Annotated in this window: 16 protein-coding genes and 1 pseudogene; 13 read left to right on the top strand and 4 right to left on the bottom strand. The window is 67.7% G+C overall.

Features of this window, described 5'->3' with window-relative positions:
• The 7 genes and pseudogenes from RTU05_RS02515 (at nucleotide 1) to RTU05_RS02490 (ending at nucleotide 3261) form a co-directional block, all read left to right on the top strand.
• Nucleotides 1-531 carry a hypothetical protein gene (locus RTU05_RS02515; protein WP_312595409.1) on the top strand — a complete coding sequence of 177 codons (531 nt, stop codon included), beginning with the start codon at nucleotides 1-3 and terminating at the stop codon, nucleotides 529-531.
• Nucleotides 528-776, top strand: a complete 249-nt coding sequence (locus RTU05_RS02510) for a hypothetical protein (protein ID WP_312595407.1) — start codon at nucleotides 528-530, stop codon at nucleotides 774-776. The genes RTU05_RS02515 and RTU05_RS02510 overlap by 4 nt, the downstream gene beginning before the upstream one ends.
• Entirely contained in the window at nucleotides 773-1243 is a 471-nt protein-coding gene (locus tag RTU05_RS02505; protein ID WP_312595405.1) for a hypothetical protein, read from the top strand. The genes RTU05_RS02510 and RTU05_RS02505 overlap by 4 nt, the downstream gene beginning before the upstream one ends.
• Nucleotides 1240-1572 carry a hypothetical protein gene (locus RTU05_RS02500; RefSeq protein ID WP_312595403.1) on the top strand — a complete coding sequence of 111 codons (333 nt, stop codon included), beginning with the start codon at nucleotides 1240-1242 and terminating at the stop codon, nucleotides 1570-1572. The genes RTU05_RS02505 and RTU05_RS02500 overlap by 4 nt, the downstream gene beginning before the upstream one ends.
• Nucleotides 1569-1988 carry a thermonuclease family protein gene (locus RTU05_RS02495; RefSeq protein WP_312595401.1) on the top strand — a complete coding sequence of 140 codons (420 nt, stop codon included), beginning with the start codon at nucleotides 1569-1571 and terminating at the stop codon, nucleotides 1986-1988. Before RTU05_RS02500 ends, RTU05_RS02495 begins: the two co-directional genes overlap by 4 nt.
• Nucleotides 1985-2143 (top strand): annotated as a pseudogene (locus RTU05_RS18270) (helix-turn-helix domain-containing protein); the annotation flags it as partial. The gene RTU05_RS02495 and the pseudogene RTU05_RS18270, both read left to right, overlap by 4 nt.
• Nucleotides 2144-2160: 17 nt before the next feature.
• Nucleotides 2161-3261: a tyrosine-type recombinase/integrase gene (locus tag RTU05_RS02490; protein WP_312595399.1), complete on the top strand. Its 1101-nt coding sequence runs from the start codon at nucleotides 2161-2163 to the stop codon at nucleotides 3259-3261.
• A gap of 109 nt (nucleotides 3262-3370) precedes the next feature.
• Here RTU05_RS02490 and RTU05_RS02485 read toward each other — a convergent pair whose 3' ends face one another.
• A complete protein-coding gene (locus tag RTU05_RS02485) occupies nucleotides 3371-4915 on the bottom strand; it encodes an amino acid permease (RefSeq protein WP_312595397.1) in 1545 nt (514 codons plus the stop codon).
• A gap of 148 nt (nucleotides 4916-5063) precedes the next feature.
• Between RTU05_RS02485 and hrpB the strand changes: the two genes are divergently transcribed.
• Nucleotides 5064-7496 (top strand): ATP-dependent helicase HrpB, encoded by a 2433-nt coding sequence (hrpB, locus tag RTU05_RS02480; protein WP_312595395.1) that lies wholly within the window; start codon nucleotides 5064-5066, stop codon nucleotides 7494-7496.
• Nucleotides 7497-7554: 58 nt separating this feature from the next.
• The gene (locus RTU05_RS02475) at nucleotides 7555-8832 is read left to right on the top strand and encodes an MFS transporter (RefSeq protein ID WP_312595393.1); all 1278 of its coding nucleotides are present in this window, start codon (nucleotides 7555-7557) and stop codon (nucleotides 8830-8832) included.
• On the opposite strand, the gene RTU05_RS02470 is transcribed toward RTU05_RS02475, so the two are convergent.
• Genes RTU05_RS02470 through RTU05_RS02460 form a run of 3 tightly spaced genes read right to left on the bottom strand, consistent with a single transcriptional unit; the run spans nucleotide 8829 to nucleotide 11968 of the window.
• A complete protein-coding gene (locus RTU05_RS02470; protein WP_312595391.1) occupies nucleotides 8829-9638 on the bottom strand; it encodes an RNA methyltransferase in 810 nt (269 codons plus the stop codon). The genes RTU05_RS02475 and RTU05_RS02470 overlap by 4 nt on opposite strands.
• Nucleotides 9635-10546, bottom strand: coding sequence for a class I SAM-dependent methyltransferase (locus RTU05_RS02465; RefSeq protein WP_312595389.1), 912 nt, complete (start codon nucleotides 10544-10546; stop codon nucleotides 9635-9637). Before RTU05_RS02465 ends, RTU05_RS02470 begins: the two co-directional genes overlap by 4 nt.
• 18 nt (nucleotides 10547-10564) lie before the next feature.
• Nucleotides 10565-11968 carry a glycosyltransferase family 2 protein gene (locus tag RTU05_RS02460; RefSeq protein WP_312595387.1) on the bottom strand — a complete coding sequence of 468 codons (1404 nt, stop codon included), beginning with the start codon at nucleotides 11966-11968 and terminating at the stop codon, nucleotides 10565-10567.
• Nucleotides 11969-12085: 117 nt separating this feature from the next.
• Between RTU05_RS02460 and RTU05_RS02455 the strand changes: the two genes are divergently transcribed.
• From RTU05_RS02455 to RTU05_RS02440, 4 genes are all read left to right on the top strand, one after another.
• On the top strand, nucleotides 12086-12715 hold the full coding sequence (locus tag RTU05_RS02455) for a TetR/AcrR family transcriptional regulator (RefSeq protein WP_248116614.1): 630 nt from the start codon (nucleotides 12086-12088) through the stop codon (nucleotides 12713-12715).
• Nucleotides 12712-13518 (top strand): ABC transporter substrate-binding protein, encoded by an 807-nt coding sequence (locus RTU05_RS02450; RefSeq protein ID WP_312595385.1) that lies wholly within the window; start codon nucleotides 12712-12714, stop codon nucleotides 13516-13518. Before RTU05_RS02455 ends, RTU05_RS02450 begins: the two co-directional genes overlap by 4 nt.
• A complete protein-coding gene (locus RTU05_RS02445) occupies nucleotides 13515-14504 on the top strand; it encodes an iron ABC transporter permease (protein ID WP_312595383.1) in 990 nt (329 codons plus the stop codon). The genes RTU05_RS02450 and RTU05_RS02445 overlap by 4 nt, the downstream gene beginning before the upstream one ends.
• Nucleotides 14501-15217, top strand: a 717-nt coding sequence (locus RTU05_RS02440) for an ABC transporter ATP-binding protein (protein ID WP_312595380.1), incomplete at its 3' end; no start/stop codon positions are given. The genes RTU05_RS02445 and RTU05_RS02440, both read left to right, overlap by 4 nt.

Raw genomic sequence — 15217 nt, 5'->3', positions numbered from 1 at the left:
ATGAGTATGTTCGACTGCCCGCATTGCGGCGACACTCACCACGTCAACGACTTTTGCGCGACCGGCCCTATGTCGCAGCAGACCGCCCCCTCTAACGCGAACACGTCGGGGCTGGAGGTGGTGAGGCTTGAGGCACAGTCAGGCGGTCCTTCTGGCTCATGGTTTCTGATCAACGATCCTGACGATGTGGCGTTTTGGGAAGAGCAAGGTTACCCGGTTCGCTCCCTCGTCACCGCCGCATCCGCTCAAGCCAGGATCGCGGACCTAGAAGCAAGGGTCGAATATCTACGCGGCTCCCGCGATGGCCACGCTGCCCATGCTCATTCCGAGTTTGAGGCGAGGGTAGCCGCCGAAGCCCGAGCGGATAGGCTGGCTGAAATCGCAAGCAAGTTGGATGCGGCGATTTCCTGGCTCGACTATCCATTCATCGACAACCGAACGGCTGAGCCAGAGCTACGGTCGCGGGTCGGCTTCATGATGAAGGATGCTGAACCATACCGCGCCGCCCTACAGCAGGAGACACAGCCGTGAGCGATCCTGATGACTTCTACGATTATGAACCGGACGGCATTCCATGCCCCCGCTGTCAGGGCGACGGAACGGTTGACTGCCATTGCGGCGGCGACCTGTGCGTCTGCGCAAACTATGGCGAGCGCGATTGCCCGACCTGCCACGGCGAGGGCGAAGTCTCCGAAGAGCGCGAAGCCACATACTTCGAAAATCAGCGCGCGGCTTTCGAGGCAATGCGGCGCGTTTTCAAGGACACGCCCCAATGACCCAGACCCCCACCGATGCGCTGCGCCTGGTGCCTGTGCCGTATGTCGTTCTGAGCGAGGCTGCGGGCCTTCTCGACTGCGAGGGCTACGGACCGCTCGCCCTGACGCTCAACAACCTCCTAGCAGCCGCCCCCGCATCGCCGCTGCCGGAAGCCGGTCAGTTATCCAAGAATCTTGGACAACTGAAATCGGGGCAGTCCTCCGGGATTCCCGGTGAACTGAACCCTGAGTTGTTTGCAGAAAATGCAAAGAAGTCGGAGGGCTGGCAGGACATGACGTGTGATGAACAGTTCGCGCTTGCGACAGAGATCGCCGCCAACATTGGCTACGTCTTGCAGCCCGAGCCAGATCATCCCGATTGTCCACACACCAGACAGGGCATGACGAAAATCCTGCGCGAACAACTGAACGACAAGTCGCGTCGCCTTCGTCCGCTCCCCGCCGCCCCGTCAGGAGGCCCGGCATGACGGATCATATCGGTAAGGCCGCCACAATGATCGACCTAGACGCGCTGGAGAAGCTGGCGGATCGCTGCTCGTTTGGTGATCCGTGGTATACGGAAGAGAACCTGCTCGGACGACAAAACTTCGGGCAGTTTCTCCCTCAAGATCGGGCCTTCATCGCTGCTGCCAACCCCGCCACCATCAAGGCCCTGATCGCTGAACTGAAGGAGGCGAGGGGGCTGCTGGAGGGATGGACGAGACTGTGTTCAGATGATCCGTGTGCGATTGGGGTGTCTTTTGTGGCCGGTGATACCCGCTCCTTCCTCGCCCGCAATGGGAAGGGGGAGGGATGAGCGCCGTCGTCCTGATCTGCGCGACCCTGCTCATGAGCGACGGGGACAGCGGGCGGTGCGTCACCGCCGACGGCGAGCGCCACCGGGTGCGCCTGGCTGGGATCGATGCCGGGGAGGTCGCACCTCATACTCGCTGCCGCCACCGGCCGGATGTCTGGGCCTGCTCGCCAGTCGCTCGCTCCACGGCTTCGGGCGCGGCAGCCCGTGCGCGTCAGCTAGCCAGCGCCGGCGCCCGCTGCACAATCACCGACATCGATCGGTATCGCCGCAATGTCGCGGTGTGCATGGTCCGGGGCCGCGACCTGGGCGCCCAGCTGGTCCGTGAGGGGCTGGCCATCAGCGAGATGAACTTCGGAGACCCTTACCGGCGTCAAGAGGACCAGGCCCAGAGAGAACGCAGGGGAGTGTGGAGATGAGCGCGGCGAACGACAACTTCGTTCTGACCTTCGACCAAACCTGTCGTGAGCTCCAAGTAGGAGAGCACACCTTGCGCGCCATCATTGCCGATGGTTCCCTGCGCGCCGGCAAGATCGGGCGCCAGTGGCGCGTGAGGCGCGACGACCTGAATGCCTATCTGGAGGCCCTGACGTGCCGGTCTATAAACGCGGCGACATCTGGTGGTACGACTTCACCGTCAACGGTGAGCGATACCGCGGCTCGACCGGCGCGCGCCTCAAGGAAGACGCAGCCAAGATTGAAAACCGTGAGTTCCGCAAGGCGCTCATGGGAGGTCTACACCAGGACATCACCCTAGAGGCGGCCGCGGATCTCTGGTTCGCCGCCAAAGTCGCCGGCCGCAAGAGCGCCAAGACGACGGCGCATCGCGTCGAGATCATGCTTCGCCATCTCGGGCCGCGCACGAAGCTGACTGACATCGGCCCGCTGAAGGTCACCCAGGCCGTGAACTCGCGCCGGGTCGAAGCCATCCGCCGCGGCAAGAACCGCAAGCCGATCGACAAGCTGCCCAGCGCCGCGACGGTGAACCGCGACATCATCGACACCACCCTTCGGCCGATCATCCGGTATGCGCGCAAGAACCTTGAAGTCGAGATGCGCGAGATCGACTGGTCAGAGCTGCGCCTGGAAGAGCCGCGGGAGGTCGTTCGCTGGTTCACGGATGAAGAGCTCAAGGCTCGTTCCGATCATCTGCCCCATTGGCATCAGCCGATCCAGCGCTTCATCCAGCGATATGGGGTCCGCCTGCGCGAGGCCTTCTTCCCGCTCTCGGCCGTCCACGACGACGGCAAGACAATGGACATCTATACTGCGGTTCGGAAGAACGGCCCCCACGTCGTGACGCTGTTGGAAGAGGACGCCGCCGAGATGCGGGCGCGAATCGGTCGGGCGGTAGCCGCTGGGCTCGACACGGTGTGGTTCAGGGAGATGAAGGACGGCTCTCTGACCGCCATCCACTGGCGCGCCTATCAGTCCGCAGCAAGCGCCGCCAATCGTCGCTCAGGTGTTCAGGCCCGGGCCGTTCACGACGACCGCCACCACGCCGGCACGACCCTTCTCCGCAAGACAGGCGGCAATCTGGCGGCCGTGAAGAAGCTGCTTGGGCACGAGGTCATATCCTCGACCATGCGCTACGCCCACACGTCACGAGATGACCTTCGCGACGCTCTGCGTCACGCATACGGCACAATCGAGAATGTGACGCCGGAAAATCCCAAGGAAGCCGAGGGTTAGGCGTTGTTCGACTGGATTTAGGTTCCAGCGCCGAGAGGCGTGGAGGTTCGAGTCCTCTCATCCGCACCAAAGTAAAAAAAGGCCCCGGATCGCTCCGGGGCCTTTCTTCTTACTTGATCGGCGGCACAGGCGGCGGAGGTGCGTCGTTGTCCGTCTCGTGGACCTCGACCAGACCACGTCCGACGTGGCTCTTGCGATAGCCGTAGGCGAAATAGACCAGCAGGCCGACGGCGCCCCAGATCGGCAGAACCAGTTTGGATTCCGTCGGCAGGTTGAAGAACAGTCCCAGGGTGCCCAGCACCGCCAGCGGGGCGATGATCCACACCAGGGGCGTCTTGAAGGGGCGGTGACGGTTCGGCTGGGTCACGCGCAGGATCATGACGGCGATCGCCACCATGAAGAAGGCGAACAGGGTGCCGGAGTTGGAGATGTCCGCCAGCTGGCCGACGGGCAGGAAGGCGGCGAAGACGGCCACGGCCGCGCCGGTGATCATGGTGACGATGTGCGGCGTCTTCCACTTGGGGTGGATGGCGGCCAGGAAGCCGGGCAGCAGACCATCACGCGCCATCACGAAGAAGATGCGGGTCTGACCGAACAGCATGATCAGGATGACCGACGGCAGGGCCAGGAAGGCGGCGATGCCGATCAGGTCGCCGATCCGCTCATGACCGACGACGCGCAGGACGTGGGCCAGGGCTTCGCGCGAGCAGACCAGAGGCTCCTGCATCGACGAGAAGGTGGAGCACTGCGCGGCCAGGGCAGAGGAACCGGCGTGCAGCACTTCGCCGTTCGGGCCAAGCAGCGGTTGGGCGCCGACCGCGCCGATCGCGCCGGCGGCGACCAGCAGATAGAAGATGGTGCAGATGCCCAGCGAGGCGATCAGGCCGATGGGCACGTTGCGTTGCGGGTTCTTGGTCTCTTCGGCCGCCGTGGAAACGGCGTCGAAGCCGACATAGGCGAAGAAGATCGAAGCTGCGGCCCCGACGACGCCAAGGCCCGCGCCATGACCATCGCCGAACCAGCCGTTGGGCGTGAACGGCGTGAAGTTGGCCCCCTTCAGCACCGGCACGGTCAGGACGATGAAGACCGTCAGGGCCGTGACCTTGATGGCGACCAGAACGGCGTTGACGCGCGCGCTTTCGCTGGTCCCGATCATCAGCAGGCCAGTGATCACCAGGGCGATCAGCAGGGCGGGCAGGTTCATCATGCCGCCGGCGTAGGGACCGACGGCTATCGCCTGTGGCAAGCTTATGCCCCAACTCTGCAGGAGGCCGATGAAATAGCCGGACCAGCCGACGGAGACCGCCGAGGCGGCGACGGCGTATTCAAGAATGAGCGCCCAGCCCACCATCCAAGCCAGCAGTTCGCCCATCACCGCATAGGTGTAGGTGTAGGCGGAGCCGGAGACCGGCACCATCGAAGCGATTTCCGAATAGCAAAGCGCCGCCACGGCGCAGACCGCAGCGGCGATGACGAAGCTCCACATCATGCCGGGGCCGGCCTTCTGGGCGGCCTCTGAGGTCAGGACGAAGATGCCGGTGCCGATGATCGCGCCCACGCCCAGCAAGGTCAGCTGAACGGGGCCCAGGGTTCGGGTTAGCGATTTTTTCTCCGCGGATGCGAGAATCGCATCCAACGATTTGACGCGCCACATAGATTTATTCCCCACATTATAAGCCAGCCCCTCGGCTGGGTTTGGGCGGACGCTAGCGGCGGATGGGACGGCGCGCAACGCGCATGACGGCGCAGTAAAGGCCGGACGACGCTTTCGTGATCGCCCCAGGGTCGGCTACAGGCCGGATATGTTGCCGATCCACGCCGTACTTGAACCGCTGAAGGCCGCCTTGAGCGCCGGAAATACGGCCGTACTGGCGGCGCCGCCCGGCGCGGGCAAGACGACCGTCGTGCCGCTGGCCCTGTTGGATCAGCCGTGGCTGGATGACAGCAAGATCCTGGTGCTCGAGCCGCGGCGGCTGGCTGCGCGGGCGGCGGCGGATCGGATGGCGGCGACGCTGGGCCAACAGGCCGGCAGGACGGTCGGCTATCGCACACGGCTGCAAAGCCGTATCGGGGCGACGACCCGGATCGAGGTCATCACCGAAGGCGTGTTCACGCGCATGATCCTGGACGATCCGGGGCTGGAGGGCGTGGGCGCAGTCCTGTTCGACGAGTTTCACGAACGCAGTCTGGACGCCGACCTGGGCCTGGCGTTTGCGCGCGAGACGCAAGGGCTGTTGCGCGACGATCTGCGGCTGCTGGTCATGTCGGCGACGCTGGATGTCGTCGGCGTCTCGCGTCTGTTGGACGGCGCGCCGGTGATCGAGGCCGAGGGGCGGGTGTTTCCCGTCGAAACCCGATACCTGGGCCGCAATCCTGCCGAGCGGTTCGAAGAGGCGGTGACGCGGGCCTGCCTGACCGCCTTGGGCGCAGAGAGCGGGTCGATCCTGGTCTTCCTGCCGGGGCAGGGGGAAATCCACCGCGTCGCGCGTCTGGTCAAGGAACGGCTGAGGTTGACTGATGTCGACGTCACCCCGCTTTACGGCGGGCTGGACCGAGCTGAGCAGGACCGCGCCATCGAACCGGCGGCGCCGGGGCGGCGCAAGCTGGTGCTGGCCACCTCGGTGGCCGAGACCAGTCTGACCATCGAGGGCGTGCGGGTGGTGATCGACGGCGGTCTGTCGCGCGTGCCGCGTTTCGAACCGTCCAGCGGCCTGACGCGACTGGCGACGGTCAAGGTCAGCCGGTCCTCGGCCGAACAGCGGCGCGGACGGGCGGGGCGGACAGGCCCTGGCGTCTGCTATCGCCTGTGGGACGAGGAGCAGACACGCGGCCTGGTCGCGCACCAGCGGCCCGAGATCCAGGAGGCGGACCTGACCGGCCTGGCGTTGGATCTGGCGCGGTGGGGCGCGCGGTCGGTCGAGGGTCTGGCGCTGCTGGACCCGCCGCCCGCCGGCGCGATGGCCAAGGCGCGCAAGGTGCTGACCCGTCTGGGCGCGCTTCGGGCCGATGGCGGATTGTCGGCGCATGGGATGAGGCTGACGAAGATTCCGCTGTCGCCGCGCCTGGCCCATATGGTCGCGGTCGCCTCGGACCGAGGCGACGCCCTCACGGGCGCGCGGATCGCGGCGGTGTTGAGCGAGCCGGGCCTGGGCGGATCGGGCGTCGATCTGTCGGACCGTCTGGTCGGCCTGACGCGGGATCGGTCGCCGCGCGCGCGCGATGCGCTTAAACTGGCGGATCGCTGGGCCAGGGCGGCGGGCGGCGGGTCGGGAGAGGCGGTCCATCCAGGGCTGTTGCTGGCCGAGGCTTTTCCCGAGCGTATTGCGCGGGCGCGGGGCAGGTCGGGCGAGTTCCTGCTGGCCAGCGGACGCGGCGCCGTGCTGGAGGCGTCGAATCATCTGGCGCGCGCCCCTTGGCTGGCGGTCGCCGAACTGGGCGGCGGTGATGTGCGCGACCGGGTGCGGCTGGCGGCGGCGTTGGATTCTGAGGAGGTGGAAACCGAGCTGGCGCGTCTGATCACCACCGAGGACCGGATGGCGCGCGAACCGTCCGGTCGGGCGGTGATCCGGCGGTCGCGACGGATCGGCGCCATCGTGCTGGACGAAAAGGTTGTCGGCGCGCCGGACGCGAAGACGCTGGCCGCCGCCCTGCGATCCGAGGTGGAGGCCGAGGGGCTCGGCGCGCTGCGGTGGGGCGAACAGGCGGCCGGCCTCAGGGCGCGACTGGCCTTTCTGCACGACCAGGACGCCGCCTGGCCGGATGTATCGGACGCCGCCCTGCTGGCGGCGCGCGAAGACTGGCTGTGGCCCTTGCTGGAGGGCGCGAAGGCTTTGGACGCCATCGGCGACGCGCGTCTGGCGGAGGCGCTGCGGGGACTGATCCCGTGGGACCGGCAGCGTCGGCTGGACGAGCTGGCGCCGGGGCGGTTGGTGACGCCGCTGGGATCGGCGGCCATAGACTATTCGGCCGAGGGCGGGCCGCGCGTTGACATTCGCGTGCAGGAACTGTTCGGGGTGACGACCCATCCGACCGTGGCGAACGGCGTGCCTCTGACCCTGGCGTTGCTGTCGCCCGCGCGCCGGCCAGTGCAGGTGACCAAGGACCTGCCGCGCTTCTGGTCCGGGTCGTGGGCGGCGGTGCGGGCCGAGATGCGGGGCCGCTATCCCCGCCACCCCTGGCCCGAGAACCCGGCCGAGGCGCAGGCGACGAACCGGGTGAAGCCGCGCGGGACCTGATCGGCTTGACGGCATGGCCGCCTTGCGGGCATCGCAGGCACTGCTGGGAGCCGAAACCATGTCCGAAGTCCTGCCCAAGAACTCCACCGGCCGCGTGCTGTTCGCCAGCCTTATCGGCACGACGATCGAATTCTTCGACTTCTACATCTACGCCACGGCGGCGGTGCTGGTGTTTCCGACGCTGTTCTTCCCCGGCGAGGATCCAGGGACGGCGCTGCTGTCGTCGTTCGCCACCTTCTCCATCGCCTTCTTCGCGCGGCCCATCGGCGCCCTGGCGTTCGGCCATTTCGGCGACCGGGTGGGGCGCAAGGCGACCCTGGTTGCGGCCCTGATGACCATGGGACTATCGACCGTGGCCATCGGCCTGTTGCCGACGCACCAGCAGGTGGGTCTGCTGGCCCCCCTGCTGCTGGCGCTTTGCCGATTCGGACAGGGGCTGGGCCTGGGCGGCGAATGGGGCGGGGCGGTCCTGCTCGCCACCGAGAACGCGCCTCCAGGCAAGAAGGCCTGGTTCGGCATGTTCCCGCAACTGGGCGCCCCCATCGGCTTCCTCCTGTCCACCACCGCCTTCATCGCCCTGACCTCGACCCTGAGCGAAGCCGCGTTCGAGGGCTGGGGCTGGCGCATCCCCTTCCTGGCCAGCGCCGTGCTGGTGTTCGTCGGCCTGTGGGTGCGGCTGAAGATCACCGAGACGCCCGAGTTTCAGAAGGCGGTGGACCGCGACGAGCGGGTCAAGGCGCCGGCCGTAACTCTCTTTTCGCATCACAAGGCCGCACTGGTTCTGGGCACCTTCAGCGGCGTGACGACCTTCACCCTGTTCTATCTGATGACGGTCTTCGCATTGGGGTGGGCGACGACGGGGATGGGGCTGGCGCGGGCCGACGTGCTGCCGATCCAGTTGATCGGCGTTCTGTTCTTCGCCGCCTTCATTCCGGTGACGGCCCTGCTGGCGGATCGGCACGGTCAGGTGAGGGTGCTGATCGCGTCGTCCATCGGAATCGGCCTGTTCGGCTTTCTGTTCACCGCCCTGTTCGGGGGCGGGCTGACCGGGCTGCTGATCTTCTTCGCCTTGGGGTTCGCCCTGATGGGCTGCACCTACGGCCCCATCGGCGCGGCCATGGCGCGACCGTTCCCGACGGCGGTGCGCTATACCGGGGCGTCGATGGCCTTCAATCTGGCGGGCATTCTGGGCGCGTCGCTGGCGCCCTATATCGCGCTGAAACTGGCCGAGCGATTCGGACCGGCGGCGGTCGGCGGCTATCTCGCCGTGTCCGCCCTGATCACCATCGCCGCCCTGTGGGGCATGGGTCGGGTGGCGCCGGAAGAGAAACCCTAGGCTTCGTCCGTCGCCGCATAGACCATGATGCCGGTGGCGATGGCCAGGTTCAGGCTGTCGGCTCGGCCGCGCATCGGAATCTTGACGTTGACGTCGCAGGCGGCGGCCAACTGATCGGTCAGGCCAGCCTGTTCGTTGCCCATCAGGATCAGGGCCGGCTTGTGCATCACCGCCGAACGATGGCTGATCGTGGCGTCCAGGCGGGTGCCGACCACGCTGCCAGGCCATGATTGACGCCACGCCAGGAAGGCTTCGGGCGTCGTCTTGGTGATCGAGACCGCGAAGACCGAACCCATGGTCGCGCGCACGGCCTCGACCGAATAGGGGTCGACGCAGTCGCCGATCAGGATGACGCCCCCGCAACCGGCCGCGTCGGCCGTGCGAATGATGGTGCCCAGATTGCCCGGATCACGCACCTGCTCCAGCGCGACCCAGCAAGGAGCCGAAACCGGGTTCAGGCTGTCCAGCGGCGCATAGGCCTGTTCGAACACGCCCAGCACGGTCTGCGGATTATCGCGCCGGCTGATCTTTTCCAGAATGGCGTGGGTGACGATGATGATGTCGCCGCCCGCCTTTCGTGTCTCCGCCTTGGCGCGGTCCAGCAGAGGGTGGGGGCGGGCGTCCTCGCCGACCAGCAGCATCTTCGGCGCGCGGCCCTGATCCACCGCCTCGCCGATGAACTTCAGACCCTCGGCCAGGAAGGTTCCGGTCAGGTCGCGTTCCTTGCGCATATGCAAGGCGCGGACGGCCTTGATGGTGTCGTTCGTCAGCGAGGTGATGACGCGATATTCGTCCCGCGCGCTCATCGCGACCACCGTGCGAAGAAGGACAGGCCGATGGCGCGGGCGTCCGGGCCGTCTTCGGACAGAGCCAGTTCGCCCCAGTCGATACGCCCGCCGCGATCCTGGGTCGCCTCGGCCATCAAATGCGCCAGGGAAAGACCGGATACCCGCGCCGCATAGGCATTCAGCAGCAGGAAGTCGGCGTCGTCGGCCAACAGGGCGGCGCAGTCCTTCAGCAGGTCCGGCATGTCCTCGAACAGCCGCCAGACTTCGCCTGTCGGTCCGCGACCGTATTTAGGCGGGTCCAGAATGATACCGTCGTATTTCGAGCCGCGCCGAACCTCTCGCGCGACATATTTGCGGGCGTCCTCGACGATCCAGCGGATCGGATGCTGGGCCAGGCCGGACTGTTCCGCGTTCTCGCGGGCATAGGCGACGGACTTCTTGGACGCATCGACATGGGTGACCTCGGCGCCGGCCGCAGCCGCCGCGAGGCTGGCCACACCGGTGTATCCGAACAGGTTAAGCAGCTTGGGGGCGCGGCCGGCTGAGTGCGAGAAATCCCGCACCCGCTTGTCCAGCCATTCCCAGTTGGCGGCCTGTTCGGGGAAGAAGGCCAGATGGCGGAAAGGGGTGAAGCGGCCGGTAAACTTCACGTCGCGCCATTTCAGCGGGAAGGCGTCGACGGGACGGTGCTTGTCGAACTTCCAGCGGCCCGAATCCTCTTCCTCCTGCTGCGGATCGAACAGGGCGGTCGCGGCGTCGAAGGCGGCGGCATCACGCGGGGACCAGAAACACTGCGGCTCGGGCCGGACGACCGTATATCGGCCGTAGCGTTCCAGCTTCTTGCCGTGGCCGCTGTCCAGCAAGGCATAGTCCGACCAGCCACGGGTCACGAGCGTTTCGGGGGTCTTGGAGAGAACGGGCGCCATCGTCGGGCTGATAGGCGCTCAAGCCACCTCGCGTCCAGCGTCGTCAGCGATCACGACCAGTTCCAGCGGTTGGACCTCGCCGTCGTGCGGGGTCTTGTCCCAGACGTGTGGCTCGACCATCAGCCGCCAGGCGGCGTGGACGAAGGCCAGGCTGAGCAGCGACCAATAGGCGGGCGCCGCCAACATGTCTCCCAACCGATAGTCCAGCCCGGCGCGCCGCGCCCCGACCGCGCACCCCATCCAGGCGGCGATCACCCCGGCCGCCAGAACGGCGATGGAGGCCACCGGCGTCGCCGGGGCGATTCCGGCGTGCAATCCGACCAGCACCGCAGAGGCCAGCCACGCCAGAGTGGGGGCATGGGCTCCCGCCGCCAGGATCGCCGTCCCCAGGGTCATGACCAGCGACAGCAGACCGCGCCGCCCTAACCGGCGCGGACCTCGGGTATGGACGCCCCAGGTCTGCATATAGCCCTTCAGCCAGCGCGTGCGCTGAGGCAGCCAGCGGTCCAGGGGACCGGGCGGCGTCTCCCAGGTCGGGCAATCGATGACATCCAGCGTCCAGCCCAGCGACCACAGGCGAAACCCCAGGTCGGCGTCCTCGGTGACATTGTGCGCGTCCCACCCGCCCGCCGCGCGCAGCGCCGTCATGCGGACGTGGTTGCTGGTCCCGCCCAGCGGAAAGGGCAGGCCGAGGCGCGCCATGCCGGGCAGGGTCACCTCGAACAGGGCGGCGTATTCGAAGGCGAACTGGCGATCCAGAAAGGTCGAGCCCGCGCGGCCCGAGGGCCTGATCCTCAAGGGCGCCTGCAGACAGCCCAGCCGAGGTTGGGCGACGAAGCGCGCGGCCGCGCGACGCAACTGCTGTGGATGGGGGCGATCTTCCGCATCATAGATGGTGACCAGGTCACCGCCTGCCTGGGCCAGCGCATGGTTCAGCGCGCGCGGCTTGGTCAGCGGATGGCCGGGCGGGACGATGCAGGTCTTCAGCCACGCCGGCTTGGTCGCCGCCTCGACCGCCGCCAAGGTCGCGGCGTCGTGCGCCTCCAGCACGATGAAAGCCTCCAGCCGATGAGCCGGATAGTCGATGCGCGCCAGATTGGCGATCAGGTCCGGCGCGACCGCCGCTTCGTCGTGCAGGGCGACCAGTATGGTGTAGCGCGGCCATTCGAGGGGCACGGGCGTGGGCCTGGGGCGTCGCAGGCTGGCGATGGCGACGACCGTCTTCCACACGGCGGACAGGACGAAGGCCGCCTGAACGATCAGCAGTCCGGCCATGAAGGCGGTTTCGGGCCAGCGGATCACCGCGAAGGCGTAGCCGCCGACGATCACCGTCGTCGCCAGGACTTGAAATCCGCTGGGCGCACGCCGCCACGCCCCACTGGTGCGCGGCGTGATGCCCGGATGCGTCCAGTCCTTCGCCACCTCGCCCCCGCGCCGTGTTCAACCTTTAATCGCTATTACAAACAACCGCGTTCGGCAAGCCGGTTGGCGCCGTGGACGGATTGTCGCTATTCAGGACGCTCGATCTGGAGCAGCCGTTTGTCCGACGCCTCGACATCCTCGCGCACGACCCGAAAGCCCAAGGGCGAGGGGCATTCTCGGCGCGGCGAAATCCTGGCGGCGGCCGAGCGAATCTTCGTCGAGCACGGCTATGAAGGCGCCACCATCCGCAAGATCGCGGACGAGGTCGGCCTGTCTTCGACGGCCCTCTACATGCATTTCCCGGACAAGGGCGCGATCCTGCAGGAAATCTGCCGCGACGCTTTCGCCCGCCTGATCGCCGCCAATGCCGCGGTGGCCGACGAGGATTGGCCGCCGATTCAGCGTTTGCGCCGCATGATCGAAGGCTATGTCGCGTTCGGTTTCGCCCATCCCAACGCCTATCGCCTGATCTATCTGACGCGGCCGGTGGAAGCGCGAGAGGGCGCCCAGGACATGGCGCGCGAACTGGGCGCCGGCCTGTTCACGACGTTGCAGGCGACGGTGGCCGACGCGGTGGCGGCGGGCGAGCTGACGGGCGACCCCAGTCTTTTGGCCCAGGCCATATGGGCGACAGCGCATGGCGTGGTGTCGCTGATGATCACCAAGCCGTATTTTCCGTGGGCGGATCGTCAGCTGCTCGTCGGCACGATGTTGGACGCCGTGTTCGCCGGCCTGCCCAGACCATGAGGCGGACCTGGGGGGGCTTGGCGGGCCTGATGCTGCTGGGCGTCGCCGGTCTCGCGGAGGCCAAGCCGTTACGCATCATGGCTCTTGATCAGTGTGCGGATCAATATGTGCTGGCGCTCGCGCCGGATGAACAATTGGCGCTGTCGCCGCGCGCCGACGATCCCGACGCCTGGCTGCGGCGCGAGGCCGCCGGGCGGCTGCGTGTGCGGCCGACGCTGGAAGCGGCGGTCGGGTTTCGGCCGGATGTCGTGGTGCGTTACTGGGGCGGCGAGCCACGGCTGTTGACGGCGCTTGAGCGCCGCGGGATCAAGGTTATCACCATCGAGGACGCGGTTGATCTGGAGGGCGTTCGCCGCAACATCCGCACGGTGGCCGGCGAGCTAGGCCAGGTGGAGCGCGGAAACAGGCTGCAACAGCAGATGGACGCCAAGCTAGCCCATGCCGCGCCCGCGCGAGGGACGACCCAGGCGCCGGGGGCGGTCTATCTGACCTCGGGCGGCTTCACCTCGGGCCCTGGCACCTTGATGGACGCCATGATGCGGGCGGCGGGTTTCCGCAATCTGACGACGGCGCCCGGATTCGGCGCGATCAGCGTCGAACGGATCGCCATGAACCCGCCGGCGCGATTCATCCTGGGCTTCTTCGATCAACTGCGGGCCGACCTGCGCGGACCGGGCCGGCATCCGGTCGTTCGTCGGGCGGCGGACGGCCGGACGGCGGCGCGACTGCCCGCCGCGACCCTGACCTGCCCGGCCTGGTTTGCGGCCGATGCGGTGGCGATGATGGCCCAGGGGCGGCCATGAGCGGAACGGTGCGACTATGCCTGATCCTGGGACTGCTAATCGCGGCGGCCCTGGCGTTGGCGATCCTGGTGGGTGAGACGGCGTTTACGAGCGCCCAGTATGGCGCCGCCTTTGGCGATCCGACGTCGGGACCGGCGGAAGTGTTGTGGCAGGTGCGGGCGCCCCGCGCGGTCTGCGCCCTGGTCGTTGGCGCGGCCCTGGGGCTGGCCGGCGCGGTGATGCAGGGGCTGTTGCGAAATCCCCTGGCCGATCCGGGCGTGCTGGGCGTGTCGGCGACGGCGGCGCTGGGCGCGGCCTTGGCCATCGTGCTGGGCGCGGCGGCCGTGCCCGGCCTGATCGAGGTTTCGGCCTTGGCAGGGGCGGCGCTGGCGGGCGGGCTGCTGATCGTCGCGTCCAGAGCGATGCGGGCGCCGGAAGCGCTGATCCTGTTCGGGGTCGCGTTGTCCAGCTTCGCCGGCGCGGCGACGGCCCTGATCTTCAACCTGTCGCCGTCGCCGATTGCACAGGCCGAGGTGATGTCGTGGCTGTTGGGATCGGTGCAGAACAGAAGCTGGATCGACGTGGCCTGGGTGACGCCGGCGGTGATCGTCTCGGCCGTACTCGCCGTTCTGTCTGGCGACGGTCTGAGAATGCTGACCCTGGGCGACGAGGGCGCGGGGTCGTCGGGCCTCGACATGGGTCGGCTCAGGGCGTTCGCTCTGATCGCGGCGGCGGTGGCTGCCGGCGCGGCGGTGGCGGCCGCGGGCGTCATTGGTTTCGTGGGCTTAGCTGCTCCCCATCTGGTGCGGGCGGCGGTTCGGGGCGATGCGAAGCGGATCCTGGCCCCCTCGGCGCTGGCGGGTGGACTGATGCTGGTCGTCGCGGACCTGCTGGCGCGGCTGACGCCGACGGATCAGGAGTTGAAGCTGGGCGTCTTCACGGCCCTGATCGGCGCGCCGCTGTTCGCCCTGATCGCCTGGCGCGCGGCGCGGGAGTGGCTGCTGTGAGCCTGCTTTCTCTGGAGCGTGTTCAGGCGCGGCTGGGCAAGGCCGTCGTGCTGGATGGGATCGATCTGTCGGTTTCCGCCGGGGAGGTCGTGGCCCTGTGCGGGCCGAACGGGGCGGGCAAGAGCAGCGCCATTCGCGCGGCTGTGGGCCTGCTGGCGACCACCGGCGGTCAGGTCAGGCTGGGCGGGACGCGAATCGCCGACCTGTCCCATCGTCAGCGCGCGGAGCAGGCGGCCTATCTGCCGCAGGAACGACGCATCGCCTGGAACCTGCCGGCCGTCGAGGTGGCGGCCCTTGGCGCGCCCTTCCTGTCGGGTGCCCAAGCCCTGGCGCGGGCCGGAGCGGCGTTGGAGGAGGTGGGCGCGGGTCATCTGGCGGATCGCGGCGTGGCGGAAATGTCGGGCGGCGAACGGGCGCGCGTCCTGCTGGCGCGGGCGCTGGTGGTCGATGCGCCGCTGCTGCTGGCTGACGAGCCCATCGCCGGTCTGGACCCGGACGCCCAGCGGCTGGTGCTGGATCGGTTGAGGGCGCGGGCCGACAGGGGGGCGGGGGTGCTGGTCAGCCTGCACGACCTGACGCTGGCCGCGACCGTCGCAGACCGGATTGTGGTGCTGGATCACGGAAGGGTGGTCGCCGACGCTGCACCGATGCAGGCGCTGGCGCCCGACGTCCTGCGTCGGACGTTCGGGCTGGACGGCGGCTGGGTCGAGGGG

It is taken from the genome of Brevundimonas sp. (genome assembly GCF_032017145.1).
Lineage (GTDB): Bacteria > Pseudomonadota > Alphaproteobacteria > Caulobacterales > Caulobacteraceae > Brevundimonas.
Note: the sequence above shows the minus strand (reverse complement) of the source record. Positions and strands in the feature narration are given on the sequence as shown.

Bases quoted from the DNA above. Each gene is read 5' to 3' on its own strand.
- RTU05_RS02515 (WP_312595409.1), top strand. From the start codon at position 1: ATGAGTATGTTCGACTGCCCGCATTGCGGCGACACTCACCACGTCAAC.
- RTU05_RS02505 (WP_312595405.1), top strand. From the start codon at position 773: ATGACCCAGACCCCCACCGATGCGCTGCGCCTGGTGCCTGTGCCGTAT.
- RTU05_RS02500 (WP_312595403.1), top strand. From the start codon at position 1,240: ATGACGGATCATATCGGTAAGGCCGCCACAATGATCGACCTAGACGCG.
- RTU05_RS02495 (WP_312595401.1), top strand. From the start codon at position 1,569: ATGAGCGCCGTCGTCCTGATCTGCGCGACCCTGCTCATGAGCGACGGG.
- RTU05_RS02485 (WP_312595397.1), bottom strand. From the start codon at position 4,915: ATGTGGCGCGTCAAATCGTTGGATGCGATTCTCGCATCCGCGGAGAAA.
- hrpB (WP_312595395.1), top strand. From the start codon at position 5,064: ATGTTGCCGATCCACGCCGTACTTGAACCGCTGAAGGCCGCCTTGAGC.
- RTU05_RS02475 (WP_312595393.1), top strand. From the start codon at position 7,555: ATGTCCGAAGTCCTGCCCAAGAACTCCACCGGCCGCGTGCTGTTCGCC.
- RTU05_RS02470 (WP_312595391.1), bottom strand. From the start codon at position 9,638: ATGAGCGCGCGGGACGAATATCGCGTCATCACCTCGCTGACGAACGAC.
- RTU05_RS02465 (WP_312595389.1), bottom strand. From the start codon at position 10,546: ATGGCGCCCGTTCTCTCCAAGACCCCCGAAACGCTCGTGACCCGTGGC.
- RTU05_RS02450 (WP_312595385.1), top strand. From the start codon at position 12,712: ATGAGGCGGACCTGGGGGGGCTTGGCGGGCCTGATGCTGCTGGGCGTC.
- RTU05_RS02445 (WP_312595383.1), top strand. From the start codon at position 13,515: ATGAGCGGAACGGTGCGACTATGCCTGATCCTGGGACTGCTAATCGCG.